A 14,058-nucleotide genomic window follows, 5' to 3' on the forward strand; every position below is an offset into this window, starting at 1 on the left:
ATCTTCTCAAAGCGCAAAGACTGTTAGCTGTAGTGAAGTTCGAGCTAATTGATTACAGCGAGGGTTTTGACGGGGATTAAAAACGCGCTGTAGAACCCTAACGCAAATGCGACGTCGGCGCACGGAAGTGTAGCTTCGGCGTACAGAAGTAGCACGTCGTCGTGCGCCGACATCGCTTCGGCGTACGACGGTACGCAACTTCCGTCCATCTGTATCGCGTCGGCATACGGGAAAACCATCTCGGCATACGACAAACTCGTCTCGGCGCATGGGGAAACGTTGTCCCCGTATATCGAAAACGTACCGGCATACGGGGAGATGATTTCGGCATACGGGAAAACCATCCCGATAGACGGAAGTATCACCTCGGTGCGCGAAAGAATGGTTTCCCCATATGGGGAGATTAAACAGATGACCATCAGTATAACTTCCCCATACGGATTGTTCACATCCCCGTACCACTACACGATGTCGTTGCCCGGCATACCGTTCAAGTCGCACGACGACATTACGCCGGCGTACGGGAAAATGGCAAATAGTTATTTCTTTACCGCTATGTATATGTACATGTGAATGCCTGCACGGCACATCTTTGTTTTGTACCGAAACAACGGGAGTATGTCAGGTGCGTTCGTGATTATGTTATGTGACAAAGTCGTCAACTACATGTTCATTGTGCGCTACTGCAAGCAACATGTTCACACATTGAAGCTAAACGACGTTCAATACATGGACTTTTTCGTTACGTCAACCAACAAATCCACAATGTAACGTGACAAAGCCGCCAACTACACTGATTTATCGGTTAAGTCATTGTACATAGCCGCAAAGTACGTGGAGGTTGGGGCTATGTATATGCACAAAATGAGGGATTCGTCGCATTACAATAAAAGTTTATTGTTACCTTTATTGGTATAATGAATTATGATCGAAACCATTAAGTTATGAGTAAAACCAAAACAGAAGTAAAAGCAGTAGCCATAGCGGACGATGTCCTCGCCAACAAGATATACGAGTTTAGAGGACAAAAAGTAATGTTGGATAGTGATCTGGCGGAGTTATATGGGGTAGAAACTAAGCGCCTAAATGAGCAAGTACGAAGAAATGCATCTCGTTTCCCTGATGATTTTATGTTCGGCCTGTCTAATGACGAAATTATAATCTTGAAGTCGCAAATTGCGACTTCAAGATGGGGCGGTCGTAGAAAAGCACCTAATGTATTTACAGAGCATGGAGTACTCATGCTATCAAGTGTCCTCAATAGCGAGCAAGCTATTCAGGTGAACATACAGATAATGCGAATTTTCGCTAAGATACGTCAATATTTTTCGGACAACACCGAGATAAAGATGGAAATAGCCGAGATCAAATACACTGTAGAACAAATCGCTAAAAAACAGAAAGGTCATGATCAAAACATTGAACTGCTCTTCGAATACATCGACCGACTGCAAGAGAAGCAGGATACCTCTCCTACCGCGTCAAAAGTAAAAAAGGTAATAGGTTTTAAAATTGGTGACGAGAATGAAAATACAGATAATTGCCATTAAAATAATTTTATATAAGGTTCGAACATAAATATTTGCCCTCTTTTACCACCAGTCATTTCTTTTAATATATCATACTGCTCCATTTCATCAATAATTTTGTAGGCAGTTGGCATTGATACGCCTGTAAATTCTACTACCTGTTGGGCGTTGATGATGGGGCGTTGATATAAGTGGTCTAATATATTGAGTAAATGGTGGCTTCGTATGCTTTTCCTTTGTATTAATTCTTCTTTTTCCTTTTTCAATTTTAATATGGCATCGAATGTAGCAACCCCACTTTTCGCTGTTTCTATGATGCCTACTAAAAAAAACTTCAGCCACTGTTTTACATCACTATGCGTACGAACACGCATTAAATTATCGTAATATAGTCCTCGGTTACGTTCAAAAAAATCCGATAAATATAAAATAGGTTTTTTAAGAATTCCTTTATCTACCAAGTAAAGCGTAATCAATAAACGCCCTACACGACCATTTCCATCCAAAAAAGGGTGAATGGTCTCAAACTGGTAATGTATCAATGCAATCTTTAACAAATCAGGAAAAAAGTATTCATCGTTATGAGCAAATTTCTCCAAATCATTCATCAATTCCGGCACAGAAGTATGTACAGGTGGTATAAAAGTAGCATCATTTATACTGGCACCACCTATCCAATTTTGACTGGTACGGAATGCGCCAGGCAATTTATGTTCTCCACGAACACTTTGCAATAATATACGATGTGTATCACGGATCAACCGAGATGAAAAAGGTAAATCGTGGAGTTTCTGAATAGCTTTGTTCATAGCCTCTATATAATTATGAACTTCTACCCAATCGTCTCTTCGCTCAACTCCCAAATCTTCTTTATCCAAAAAAGCATCTTCTATATTGGTTTGTGTACCTTCAATCTTACTACTCTGTGTTGCTTCCTTGGCGACGTGCATACTAATGAACAAATCGATATTGGGGATATATTCGGAATACATATCCAAACGCCCCATCTGTCGGTCGGCTTGGGACAGCAATTGTTGTATCTCCATATCGTTCAATAGCCATTGCTTGTTCAGTTCGGCAGGCTGAAAGCTTCTGTAATATCCTTGGTTAATATAGGTTCCTGCTTTGAAATCTTTCATTAGAATAGAATTTATGATAGTATTTTAAATACGATATATGCTTATTTAAAATTTAACAAGCTAAATTAAACAAAAGCATCCTTATTTAAAAATCATTACATATTTTTAAATAAGGAGTTTGATACTAAAATAAAATACTCTTTTTTTAATCAACCACTTTTTTCTTATCCGTTACTACTAATGTCTATTACATTTTTATTTCTATCACCAACAATTGTTGGCGCGTTGACGGTGTATTTGTCAAATCCTGAAAATGCAAAGAAAATAATAACTTGCTTGAGCAATGGAAAAAAGGTTTTACGGGGGTGATGCCAATGGATTCTCATCCTTTTACAGCGATCAAAACTTCAGCAATAATGCTGTTCATTTGACGATCATTCAGCCTAAAATATTCACCTACACTCGAGATCGTGATCAGTAGGATTTACATTTTGAGGATTTTATGTTTCAGCTAAGCGAAGATGAATTCAAAAACTTGATATTCCAAAATGGAACATCAAGTTGGGGTGGGACGAGAAAGCCACCATATGCGTTTACAGGACTAAGAATCCAATAAGGATTGGCAAAATTTTAGTAAGTTAATACAAAATCATCTTTAGGTACACGTACTTTTTTCATGGTCGAAAGCCAATCTTTTTCTACATCCGCATAACCTACATACATCAAAGAAACGCTTTTCAGACCCTGTTTTTCCAATTCTAAAACTTCGTCTATAATCGCATTATTAAAACCTTCGGCTGGAGTAGTATCTACACGTAATTCAGCTGCTTGAGCCAATGCCATGCCTAACGCAATATAGGTCTGACGTGCTGTATGAGCAAAGTTGCGTTCAGCAGGTTCGTTGAGATAAACATTTTTGAGCATATCGGTATACGAATCAAATCGTCCACGTGGCAATCCTCTTTCGTCTGTTGTGAAATTATACACATGATCTATACGATCTGCCGTGTATCTATCCCAAGCTGCAAAAATAATGATGTGTGAAGCATCACGCATACATTCTGGATTAAGCGCACCTTTTACCAATTGGTTTTTCACATCTTGATCTTCTACTACGATTACCTTGAAGGGTTGTAAACCAGAGGAAGTCGGTGCTAAACGAGCTGCTTCGACTATTTTGTCAATATCTTCTTGACTTACTTTTTTATTCGGATCATATGCTTTGACAGCATGTCTCCATTTCAAATCTTCTATTAATGACATTGTTATTTATTTTAAAAAATCTTTTTCTTTAAAGCTTGGATTAGGATATTTATAAAACCCTTAACCACAAGTCCATTCCAGCATTCAAAAGAGGAACTAGTAGTGAATTGACTTTAAAGTCAATACCATTTATTTGTTACTTTTAATTGTTAGTTACTACCAATTTTACTTCTATATTTCCGCGTGTCGCATTAGAATAAGGACAAACTTGATGCGCCTGTTCTACGAGTTTGTTGGCTTCTTCTATAGAGACCCCTGGAATATTAACCTCTAACTCGGCCTCCAAACCAAAACCACCATTATCTAACTGTCCGATACCCACCTTAGCGGTTACAGTAGTTTCTCCTGTCTGGATACGTGATTTTTTAATCACCAAATTCAAAGCGCTATCAAAACATGCTGCATATCCACCTGCAAATAACATCTCAGGATTAGTAAAGTCATCACTTTTACCGCCCAATGCTTTCGGTGCACGTACATCTACATTCAATACACCATTTTCACTTTTAATGTGTCCGTCTCGTCCTCCTTGAGCGGTAACACGTGTTGTATACAAAGTTTTCATTTTTCTATTTTTACAAATTTGATAATATCTTGTCTATACTATTTTTCAATACTTTTAATTCTGCTACAGGTATCGACATGGCATCAACCATTGCTGAAGGTACATTTTGTGCTTTCGTTTTTAATTGATGACCCGCTGCTGTAAGGGAAATGACTACCATTCTTTCATCTGCCTGACTTCTCTTCCGCATTACAATTTCCTTTTGTTCTAACCGCTTTAAAAGAGGTGTCAATGTACCACTGTCTAGATTCAACTTCTCTCCTATGGCCGAAACAGATTGTTCATCTTTCTCCCAAAGCACCAGCATCACCAAATATTGTGGATAAGTTAGTTCCAATTCTTCTAGCAAGGATCGGTATTTGTTCACCATCTCTTTAGCTAAAGTGTAAATGGGAAAGCACACTTGATTTTCTAATTTTAAATGATCCATCTTGTAATCGTTTGCTACACAAAGATAAAGCCATTATATATTGTGCGCAATATAATTTTGTCAAATTAATGTATATTTAATTCTAGCCTTAAAGTTTCATAAACAGTATATTCAATAAAATTCTGCAGACCATATATAAGAAAGGTAAATACACCACGATATGGAAATGATAGAATCGTTTTTGAAAGCTAGATTTAAACATTATTTGCTTTTTTGCCAAATGACAATTGTCCCCTTCTCCCTATGCCCTAGCTTTGTTCCATAAATTCAACACAATAGCAATATGGACATTTTAATTGGACTCCAGTGGGGAGACGAAGGGAAAGGAAAAATCATTGATCTGATCAGCCGTGATTATGACATAATTGCCCGGTTTAACGGTGGGGCGAACGCGGGACATAGTATTTATCATAAAGGCAAACGGATTACACTTAAATTACTACCCTCAGGTATCTTTTATCCCCATATCAAAAATATTATTGGCACTGGTGTGGTGATCGATCCTATCGCACTCCAAGCCGAGGTGGAACAGCTTCAAGCCTGTTTGCCTGATACCGGTTTGTTTCATCGGATTCTGGTATCAGCGAAGGCTCACCTTGTATTGCCAACCTACAAGTACTGGGATATCTATTTCGAAGAATCACCGGAATACCGTACTATTGGAACAACTAAAAATGGTATTGCACCGACCTATTCCAATAAAATACTTCGGCAAAATATACGCGTGGGCGATATACTTTCCAAAAATTTCGAAGCAGAGGTATTCCAAATCTTGGCTAAGCAGTACCTTGAGCTCCAAGCTTTAGGACAGGATATGCCTATGTTACAGGAATTATATGACAATTTTCTGGAAGCATGCAATTTTTTAAAAAAAACACAAATTACCGATACAGAAATTATCATAAATGAAGCACTCAGGAACAATAAAAAAGTATTGGCAGAAGGTGCTCAAGCTACGTTATTAGACATTGATCATGGTAGCTACCCCTATGTCACCTCTTCCAATACCATCGCATCCGCAGCATGTGTGGGTTTGGGAGTATCCCCCAAGCTTATTGATAAAATTTATGGTGTAACCAAAGCCTATTGCACACGCGTTGGAAAAGGTATTTTTCCAACGGAAATAACGGGATCTCCTGCCAATGAGTTGCGTAAAAAAGGAGACGAATTCGGATCTAATACCAAACGACCACGAAGAGTGGGCTGGCTGGATCTTCCCGCATTAAAATATGCTATTATGTTAAACGGTGTGACAGATCTTGTGCTGACTAAGGCTGATATCCTAAATGGAATGTCCGAAGTGCCTATTTGTACAGCATATGAAAGAGATGGCGAGACAAGGACCTTAGTCTCTCCAACAAGTGTAGACGATGCCGCGCGACCTGTCTGGAAATTTTTAGACGGATGGAATACGCCACTCGGCAAAATCAACCAGCAAATACAAGTTCCGAAAGAACTGAAACTATTTATTTCCTTTTTGGAAGAGGAATTAAAAATATCAGTAAAATACCTATCCACTGGACCGCAACGAGAAGAATTGATTATCTTGGGTAATTAACACAATCAACATGGAGCAACTTTTAGAATATATCCGAAAATTTGGTCAGCTTGATAAGCGGGAAGAGGGCTTAATCAGGCAGACCTTTGAGAAGAAGCATATTACAAAAACGACCTATTTTGTTGCCTGTGGAAAGGTTACTGATAGTATAGCTTTCGTAGAAAGTGGTGTATTTCGTTCCCTTTATTATAATAATAAAGGTGACGATTTTACAAGATATTTTATCTACGAAGGTCGCTTTATTGGAGATTTTCAAAGTTTTATGGATCGTACTCCATCCAACGATTATATCGAATCCGTAACAGACGCACAACTATGGAGCCTCAATTTCCAAAATTTTTTACTGTTGGAAAAAGAAATCAAAATCTGGCCCCTTTTAATGGTTAAGCTGTACGGATTTGTTATCGAAAGCAAATTAAAAACAGCAAATACCATGATGAATCTCGATGCTAGCGAACGCTATCTGCTGTTTCTAAAACTTTATCCCGGACTGGCAAATCGCGTTCCCTTAGTGATGCTAGCTTCCTATTTGGGTATTACTGCATCCTCTTTAAGCCGCATCCGAAAAAATATTATATAAGTATACCATGATGCTTAACACCCGAAACTTATTGGTTTGAAGTGAGCTTTCTGATATCTCCCGTACTTTTGCAGTGTAAAAGTAATCTGAAACCAAGTGTGACGCCACCAATAGGAGCAAATTCGCTTTTGCTATCATAAAAATTTACACTAGGACCGATGTTATTGCTTTATTATCACTTGGGACAGACCTTACAAACGGATCCTTCTTTTCTCTTGTGGAATGCCTTTGGACTGATCGCTTTTTTATTTTTTGTATTGTTTTATGCAGACCGTCGACTGAAAAAGAGATATATAACCCCGCTACAAGAAATAAAGCAGGTCTTGGATGATTTTGATGCGGAGTAAAAATCAACGTTTATGTTTCAGTAATGCCACATTGTTTATTCCATGATAGGAGTAGAATAATCTAAAAGTTCAAATAACAACGTACATCCCTCCACACAAACGAGATCGTTTCCTTCTTTCTCGTCCAACGGTACGAGGTATAACTTTCTTTCTTTTTTGTTGAAGTGATAACGGTAGTTGTAACCATCATCCATCTTAAAAATTGCAAATGCAGGTTGATTTCCTTCCGCCATTTTCAGCGCTAAAATTTTTTCGGCTGGATTAATATCAAATGTACCAACGTGTTTACCATTGATAGAAAGATGATTGCCAATAAAAGACAACGTATCGTTATTGCCGATATCTCTGTAGGTGCGTTCCATTGGATGGAATTCCTGCTTCAATACCCATTGGTACCTGGTAAATGTCTTAGCATTATTCACTTCCGAACTTTGTAATATTTCGTCTTCTATCTGCGCCAACAAAGGCCATACGTCCGATGAAAGGAATTTTTTTCCGGGATACCACCAGTACACTTTCCCGGTCTGCATTTTTTGATGGATAAATGTTTGTTCGGGTGTAGGCGTTTCAAAATACACAAATTGATATTGACTACCACCATGATCCCTGATGGTCATCTCATAATAATCTTCTTCCCGAAAATCTTTCAATACAAAAGAGTTCTTTCTTGACGGCCCGAGGAATACGTCCAGCGACGTGAAGTTGTACCAAGGATTGTCGCTGTCAAGATCACGAAATGTTTGCGGTGTGCCGTTTTCCGATACAAAAGCTCTTATCTTGTTAAAAATGGAAGGTGTGAATATAGACGATACGAGAGTGAAATCTTCTTCTTTCATGGCTTTTTCTACATGGCTGATAATCGTATTCAGTCCATCTAGCGTGCCTTCAAAATATTTTCCCTCTTTGAATTTTGGGATAAACTGTTCATCAATGATTTTTTTTGTGGCGGCATTACTCAAGATCTTCTCTATCCCATACCCGTTTTCGATACGCATTTGACGCAGTTTTTTGGAGATGGCAATCACTATACCATTGTTTTTCCCATATTCGCCTAAAGCATAAGATGTAAGATTGTTCAATACATAGTTGTCAAAATTTTCTTTATTGGTATGGCGGTCGTCGACGGTTACGATAGCGATTTCTGCAACTCCGTTTTCCCAGCAACGGGCAACAATGCTGTCTAATTGCTGGATTTCTATGGAGGTAAAAATATTTTCATGATCAATGATGCTAACTTTTTTGATCACAAATTTTTGCTGTATAGGAGTTTCCTGGGCAAACAATGTGGCTGTAAAAAAACAGCAGCAAAATATGATTAGAAGATAACGCATAAACAAAAATCGAAAGAAAAAACGAACAACGGGGCTATTCTGCTCCACAAATCATCTACATCATTTTAAAAGTATACACAAAACATCTACAAATAGGCACGATTAAGTCGAAATACGCTTTCAATGATATTTTAGGGAAGACACTTTAAATACAAAACATGTGACAGTTTTATTGGATTTTACGCTGTCTAAAGACATAATGAAATTATTTTGGTAACCAGATAAAAAAACAATCTTAATATTCATTAAATTTTTAGAACTTTATGGAACGTGATCGTATTTAACAGGTGACTACGTTGATGGCGGCTTTACTTCTGGAGAACCGGTTAAAGGTACCATCTTAGTGATTCTTTATACGAAAGATATTGAAACAACTAAAAATAAAGTAATAAGCGCAGGTGGCACTATTGTTAAGGATATTTTCAGTTTCCCCGGAGGAAAACGTTTTCAATTCAAGGATTTAGATGGCTACGAAATTGCTCTATATTATATGTTTTTTGTTTTCCATGGGTAATGCATTTGGACAGACTATCTTTACTATCTCCGGCTACGGAAAAAAAATACAAGATGGAGATACGATATATTTATCGTACTTAGAAAAAGGTAAACATATTTTAGAAAGTACAACAGCTATAAACGAGCGCTTTTCTTTTACCGGTATGGTTAAACACCCGACAAAGGCGAACATCTACAGGAATGAGAACCCAGGATTGGCAGGATTTATTACGGAGTCGGTAAGTATATATTTAGAACCGGGTGATATAAAAATTATTAGTCCCGACACGTTAACAGGGGCGGAAATAAGCGGAACGCCCTTAAATGATACATTACAGCTACTACACAGTCAGCTGGCTATCGTGTGGGAAAGGATGAGATCCATAAAGGACCCCGATTTATTCGATGAAACAGAAAAAAGGGATACAGCTTTACTACATCGCAATAGAAGAGAACTTGATAAAGCTTTTTATGAAAGAGCAGATATCGAGTTAGCTTTTGCAAACCAATATCCAAACACTTATGTGAGCTTAGACATATTGCATCAGCTTTCAAGAAATAACACCTATATTTTCAAGGTAGAAAAGGTATACAATAAACTTGCGGAGTCTCTAAAAAATACAGATAAAGGAAAGACTATCAACGAAAGGATCCAAAAGAAGAGCCAAGTCATGAGCGGTATGAAAGCAATTGATTTCAGTATGGAGGATACAGACGGTAAGATAATAAATCTTTCCGAATTTGAAGGCAAGTATGTCCTTTTAGATTTTTGGGCTTCTTGGTGCGGTCCCTGTCGGGAGGAACATGCGAACCTCATCAACGCCTATCAGCACTATTGGGATAGAGGCTTCACTATTTTGAGTGTTTCCATAGATACAGACAAAAACAAATGGATGGAAGCCATAGAAAAAGATGGAATAACATGGACACAGGTATCAGATTTACAAGGAAATAAAGGTGACGTGTATCTTAAATATGGTATAACGTCTATTCCGGCTAACTTTTTAATTGATCCCGACGGAGTAGTCATCGCGAAAGATCTAAAAGGAGATTTTTTAAAAGAGGAATTAGCAAAGTTATTTTTGACGCCACCCCAATAGAGCATCCTTCAATTTTGGCATTGCTGCCGTTTACAGAGAAGGGGCCGAAGAATCTGGGGCGGAAGTTCGTTCGATTAACATCGCTGATCTGAATTTTAATCCCAATCTTCAGTTTGGCTACCAGAAGCGAATGGAATTGGAACCAGACCTCCTGCAAGCTTGCGAAGATATCTCATTTCTTCCATAAGTCACCGTATGCATAGTGCCCTCTGTTTGTATTTCCCAAAATTTATCAGACGTGCCGTCTATATATTTTAGATGCTTTAACATATTATTGTTATAGATTCATGTACAATCATAGAAAGATAAGAAATTTCATTTTGTTCAATTATAATACTTAAATAAAATTTTCTATTTCCTTATCATATGTTGCGGAGGGATGTGCAGTGCTATCCTACCCTTTCTATATCATTAAGGGTATTCATTTTCTTATATTCCAAGAAGCCTTTGATATCTTCAAAGTGCTCTCTTACGCGCTTGTTGCCAAACTCGAAAACTTTCGTTGCCAATCCATCAAGGAAGTCTCTATCGTGCGATACCAAAATCAGCGTACCATCAAATTCTTGCAGGGCATCTTTAATGATATCTTTGGTTTTCATGTCCAGGTGATTGGTAGGCTCATCAAGGATGAGCACATTCACAGGTTCTAACAATAGCTTGATCATAGCCAGACGTGTTTTTTCTCCTCCGGAGAGTACCTTCACCTTTTTGGTCGTATCGTCTCCGCTAAACATGAATGCACCCAGGAGATCTTTGATTTTGACACGTACGTCACCTACGGCAATTTGGTCAATGGTTTCGAACACGGTAAGTTCTTCATCCAGCAACGATGCCTGATTTTGTGCAAAATACCCGATTTGGGCATTATGCCCTACTTTTAGAGAGCCTTCGTAATCAATTTCACCCATGATCGCTTTAATCATGGTGGATTTACCCTCTCCATTTTTACCGACGAAAGCTACTTTCTCTCCACGTTCGATAACCATCGAGGTTTTTTCGAAAACGACATGCTCTCCGTAGGCTTTGGTAAGTTCTTCAACGATGACAGGATATTGTCCCGAACGGGGAGATGGCGGGAATTTTAAACGTAGCGCGGAGGTATCTACCTCGTCCACTTCGATGATATCCAGTTTTTCCAACATCTTAACGCGGGACTGCACCTGCAATGTTTTGGAATAAGTGCCTTTAAAACGATCTATAAATTCTTGCGTATCGGCAATAAAACGTTGTTGTTCTTCGTAAGCCTTCAGTTGATGCTGACGTCGTTCTTGACGCAACTGCAGGTAGTGAGAGTATTTTGCTTTATAGTCGTAAATACGCCCCATTGTTACCTCGATCGTGCGGTTCGTGATATGATCAACAAATGCACGGTCATGGGAGATGACGATAACAGCTTTGGCCGAATTGACCAGAAAATCCTCCAGCCACTCGATACTTTCTATATCCATGTGGTTGGTAGGCTCATCAAGAAGTATTAAATCGGGCTTTTTCAACAGAATTTTGGCGAGTTCTATACGCATACGCCAACCACCAGAAAACTCAGCTGTCTGACGGCTAAAATCCCGCCGTTCAAAACCCAAGCCTTTTAATACTTTTTCAACTTCTGCATCATAGTTGGTTTCTTCGATGGAATAGAACTTTTCGCTTAGCTCGGAAACCTGCTCAATTAACTTCATGTACTCGTCCGATTCATAATCGGTACGGATGTTTAGTTGTTCATTGAGCGCTTCAAGTTCGTCACGCATCTGGTAGACTTCATCAAAAGCTTTAGAGGTCTCCTCAAAAACCGTCATATTATCCTCGGTCAACAGGTGTTGAGGGAGGTAAGCGATCACCGCTTCCTTCGGTCCGCTGATATGGCCGGTAGTGGGTTTCCCTACGCCGGCAATGATTTTTAGTAAGGTGGATTTTCCTGCACCATTCTTTCCCATCAGGGCTATCTTGTCATTTTCATTGATGGAAAACGATACATCACTGAAAAGGGTTGTTCCGCCAAAGGATACGGAGATATTATTTACGTCTATCACGATATGTGTCTATTAAAAAAACAGCCGCAAAGATACAGCAATATAATGTGTTCTGCCTATTAAACTTTGGGAAATGCTTTGCCTGACTGTCCTGATATACTTATCCATTTTAGTAATTTGTTTTTTTGTATCCAAAACAGTTCGCTACGAAGTATCAGCCTAGCTCTGGCATAGTGAACATCTGCCGTGACAAGCTCTTCGCCGACACCTTGACCACTGAAAGTTTCGCAATAAGCATGCATTTGTATAGAAATAAAGTATGCATTCCTTTCAATTTTCAATAACTACTGGCTTCCCAGCTTCACATATTACCGGCTGATTCTTAACGAGTTTTTCAGAGGGAAATCCGGATTCGCATTTTGTTTTTTCCAAAGACATCTTTCTCACCATTAACATGTTGTAAACATCTAATTTATTATCCATCTCTTCTTTTCCCACTGTTTTATGAACAGCAAAAGCTTCAATACTACAATTTTGAAACAAAATATAACGGCCAGTCCACTGATTTGCGTCGTTGCAAGAAACGTTTTCGTAGAAAGTCTTTATCTCTTCATACCAAATTGGAAGCTCTAAATTAACTTCTTCAAGTGAGAGGTCATGTGAGTATATTAGTAAAGGTTTACTATTCTGACAAACTTTTCTAACAGGTGGATTCGGTAATAAAGATTCCTCCCTCGCCCATGCGAAACCTTCTCTAGAACCTGCGATCTCTCGTTCTCTTAGAATATCTTCTAGCTCTAATTTAATTCTGGCGAATTTTTCAATAATTGATAAATGAACGGGGTAATAGTTCCCCCCTGTTGAAACGATATCAAATTCTTCAATATTTGAACACGGAATAGATTGTGTCAAAGCCGTAATCTCAGCACGCTTTTTATTTGCCAAATCATCCCAATACTCGAATGATTTAGGCTCATTCTTAGAACATGCTAAAAAGAGTGCAAGTATAAAAATCTGCAATAGAGTATGTTTTTTCATTTTCATAATTGATATCTATAACTATCAAGCAGGGTGATGTAGTGAAGTTTGAGCTTAGGGAGTTTTACTTCCCTAATCTAAAACCAAGTGTTACGCCACCGATCGGAGCAAATTCGCTTTTGCTATCATAAAAATTTACACCGGGACCGATGTTGACGTTCATCATAAAACGCTCTCCGTAATTACGCTGTATACCCCATATCGCTCCTAACAGTAAGGTAAAGTCAGGCACATATAAATTATCACTTTTGGCTATAGAAGGACCGGCTGCTCCAACAACTCCAGCTATATAATTTCCCGAGTTACGTGCAACTTTTTTCCCTTTCTGGAGCCTTTTGTTTAAATTATAGTAATGCCTGATTTGCACATCAAGAGCTGGCCGGATTGCATATCCCCATTCCGATTCTTCATAGTGATAATCATTAATTGTTATGGAGGTTTTAGTGTATAAAACACTTCCTGCTATAGGACCCGAAAAGCGCAGCGTTGTTTTATTGCTAATACCCTTTTCGTAGGATACGTTTATAAGGATATTACAAGCAAATTGGTGCTTCTCCACTTTGGCTTCAGCTTCCCCCGCTGATTGAGCAAGAGTTATACCGGTAAAGGCCATCAACAAAAGTGATGTAAGAAAATAGCTTTTCATTTTGGATATATAATTTGATCCGCAAAAGTACAAAAATAAATCATTATTGAAATAGTTAAATATAATTATTATCAAAAAAATTGCTCCATTTAAAGATGGATTACATCCCGAAGAAAAAGGCTCTGTTTTT

16 protein-coding genes are annotated in these 14,058 nt (G+C 38.4%); 7 read left to right on the forward strand and 9 right to left on the reverse strand.

Features of this window, described 5'->3' with window-relative positions; genetic code table 11:
* Positions 1-6 precede the first annotated feature (6 nt).
* Entirely contained in the window at positions 7-588 is a 582-nt protein-coding gene (locus H8B21_RS10535) for a hypothetical protein (protein WP_190313705.1), read from the reverse strand.
* Positions 589-944: 356 nt separating this feature from the next.
* Here H8B21_RS10535 and H8B21_RS10540 point away from each other — a divergent pair, with 356 nt between their 5' ends.
* Positions 945-1,550 carry an ORF6N domain-containing protein gene (locus H8B21_RS10540; protein ID WP_190313706.1) on the forward strand — a complete coding sequence of 202 codons (606 nt, stop codon included), beginning with the start codon at positions 945-947 and terminating at the stop codon, positions 1,548-1,550.
* Here H8B21_RS10540 and H8B21_RS10545 read toward each other — a convergent pair.
* Complete coding sequence (locus tag H8B21_RS10545) at positions 1,547-2,668, reverse strand: Fic family protein (RefSeq protein WP_190313707.1); 1,122 nt, start codon at positions 2,666-2,668, stop codon at positions 1,547-1,549. The genes H8B21_RS10540 and H8B21_RS10545 overlap by 4 nt on opposite strands.
* Before the next feature lie 283 nt (positions 2,669-2,951).
* Between H8B21_RS10545 and H8B21_RS10550 the strand changes: the two genes are divergently transcribed.
* Complete coding sequence (locus tag H8B21_RS10550; protein ID WP_190313708.1) at positions 2,952-3,089, forward strand: hypothetical protein; 138 nt, start codon at positions 2,952-2,954, stop codon at positions 3,087-3,089.
* 21 nt (positions 3,090-3,110) lie between these two features.
* Positions 3,111-3,224, forward strand: a complete 114-nt coding sequence (locus H8B21_RS20890) for an ORF6N domain-containing protein (RefSeq protein WP_380906749.1) — start codon at positions 3,111-3,113, stop codon at positions 3,222-3,224.
* Between the two features lie 14 nt (positions 3,225-3,238).
* Here H8B21_RS20890 and H8B21_RS10555 read toward each other — a convergent pair whose 3' ends face one another.
* The 3 genes from H8B21_RS10555 to H8B21_RS10565 all read right to left on the reverse strand — a co-directional run bounded on the left by H8B21_RS10555 (position 3,239) and on the right by H8B21_RS10565 (position 4,806).
* Positions 3,239-3,871: an NAD(P)H-dependent oxidoreductase gene (locus H8B21_RS10555; protein WP_190313709.1), complete on the reverse strand. Its 633-nt coding sequence runs from the start codon at positions 3,869-3,871 to the stop codon at positions 3,239-3,241.
* Between the two features lie 142 nt (positions 3,872-4,013).
* Complete coding sequence (locus tag H8B21_RS10560; protein WP_105715840.1) at positions 4,014-4,436, reverse strand: organic hydroperoxide resistance protein; 423 nt, start codon at positions 4,434-4,436, stop codon at positions 4,014-4,016.
* A 10-nt stretch (positions 4,437-4,446) separates the two neighbouring features.
* A complete protein-coding gene (locus H8B21_RS10565; protein ID WP_223814962.1) occupies positions 4,447-4,806 on the reverse strand; it encodes a MarR family winged helix-turn-helix transcriptional regulator in 360 nt (119 codons plus the stop codon).
* Between the two features lie 343 nt (positions 4,807-5,149).
* Here H8B21_RS10565 and H8B21_RS10570 point away from each other — a divergent pair, with 343 nt between their 5' ends.
* The 3 genes from H8B21_RS10570 to H8B21_RS10580 all read left to right on the forward strand — a co-directional run bounded on the left by H8B21_RS10570 (position 5,150) and on the right by H8B21_RS10580 (position 7,351).
* Positions 5,150-6,424: an adenylosuccinate synthase gene (locus H8B21_RS10570; RefSeq protein WP_190313711.1), complete on the forward strand. Its 1,275-nt coding sequence runs from the start codon at positions 5,150-5,152 to the stop codon at positions 6,422-6,424.
* 10 nt (positions 6,425-6,434) lie between these two features.
* Positions 6,435-7,004: a Crp/Fnr family transcriptional regulator gene (locus H8B21_RS10575; RefSeq protein ID WP_190313712.1), complete on the forward strand. Its 570-nt coding sequence runs from the start codon at positions 6,435-6,437 to the stop codon at positions 7,002-7,004.
* A 158-nt stretch (positions 7,005-7,162) separates the two neighbouring features.
* Positions 7,163-7,351: a hypothetical protein gene (locus tag H8B21_RS10580; protein WP_190313713.1), complete on the forward strand. Its 189-nt coding sequence runs from the start codon at positions 7,163-7,165 to the stop codon at positions 7,349-7,351.
* A gap of 35 nt (positions 7,352-7,386) precedes the next feature.
* On the opposite strand, the gene H8B21_RS10585 is transcribed toward H8B21_RS10580, so the two are convergent.
* Positions 7,387-8,598 (reverse strand): TPM domain-containing protein, encoded by a 1,212-nt coding sequence (locus tag H8B21_RS10585; RefSeq protein WP_190313714.1) that lies wholly within the window; start codon positions 8,596-8,598, stop codon positions 7,387-7,389.
* Positions 8,599-9,146: 548 nt separating this feature from the next.
* Here H8B21_RS10585 and H8B21_RS10590 point away from each other — a divergent pair.
* Positions 9,147-10,277: a TlpA disulfide reductase family protein gene (locus H8B21_RS10590; protein ID WP_190313715.1), complete on the forward strand. Its 1,131-nt coding sequence runs from the start codon at positions 9,147-9,149 to the stop codon at positions 10,275-10,277.
* 389 nt (positions 10,278-10,666) lie between these two features.
* On the opposite strand, the gene H8B21_RS10595 is transcribed toward H8B21_RS10590, so the two are convergent.
* From H8B21_RS10595 to H8B21_RS10605, 3 genes are all read right to left on the reverse strand, one after another.
* The gene (locus tag H8B21_RS10595) at positions 10,667-12,304 is read right to left on the reverse strand and encodes an ABC-F family ATP-binding cassette domain-containing protein (RefSeq protein ID WP_190313716.1); all 1,638 of its coding nucleotides are present in this window, start codon (positions 12,302-12,304) and stop codon (positions 10,667-10,669) included.
* A gap of 270 nt (positions 12,305-12,574) precedes the next feature.
* The gene (locus H8B21_RS10600) at positions 12,575-13,288 is read right to left on the reverse strand and encodes a hypothetical protein (RefSeq protein ID WP_190313717.1); all 714 of its coding nucleotides are present in this window, start codon (positions 13,286-13,288) and stop codon (positions 12,575-12,577) included.
* 58 nt (positions 13,289-13,346) lie between these two features.
* A complete protein-coding gene (locus tag H8B21_RS10605; protein ID WP_190313718.1) occupies positions 13,347-13,928 on the reverse strand; it encodes a hypothetical protein in 582 nt (193 codons plus the stop codon).
* Positions 13,929-14,058 lie beyond the last annotated feature (130 nt).

Source organism: Sphingobacterium chuzhouense (assembly GCF_014692525.1).
Lineage (GTDB): Bacteria > Bacteroidota > Bacteroidia > Sphingobacteriales > Sphingobacteriaceae > Sphingobacterium > Sphingobacterium chuzhouense.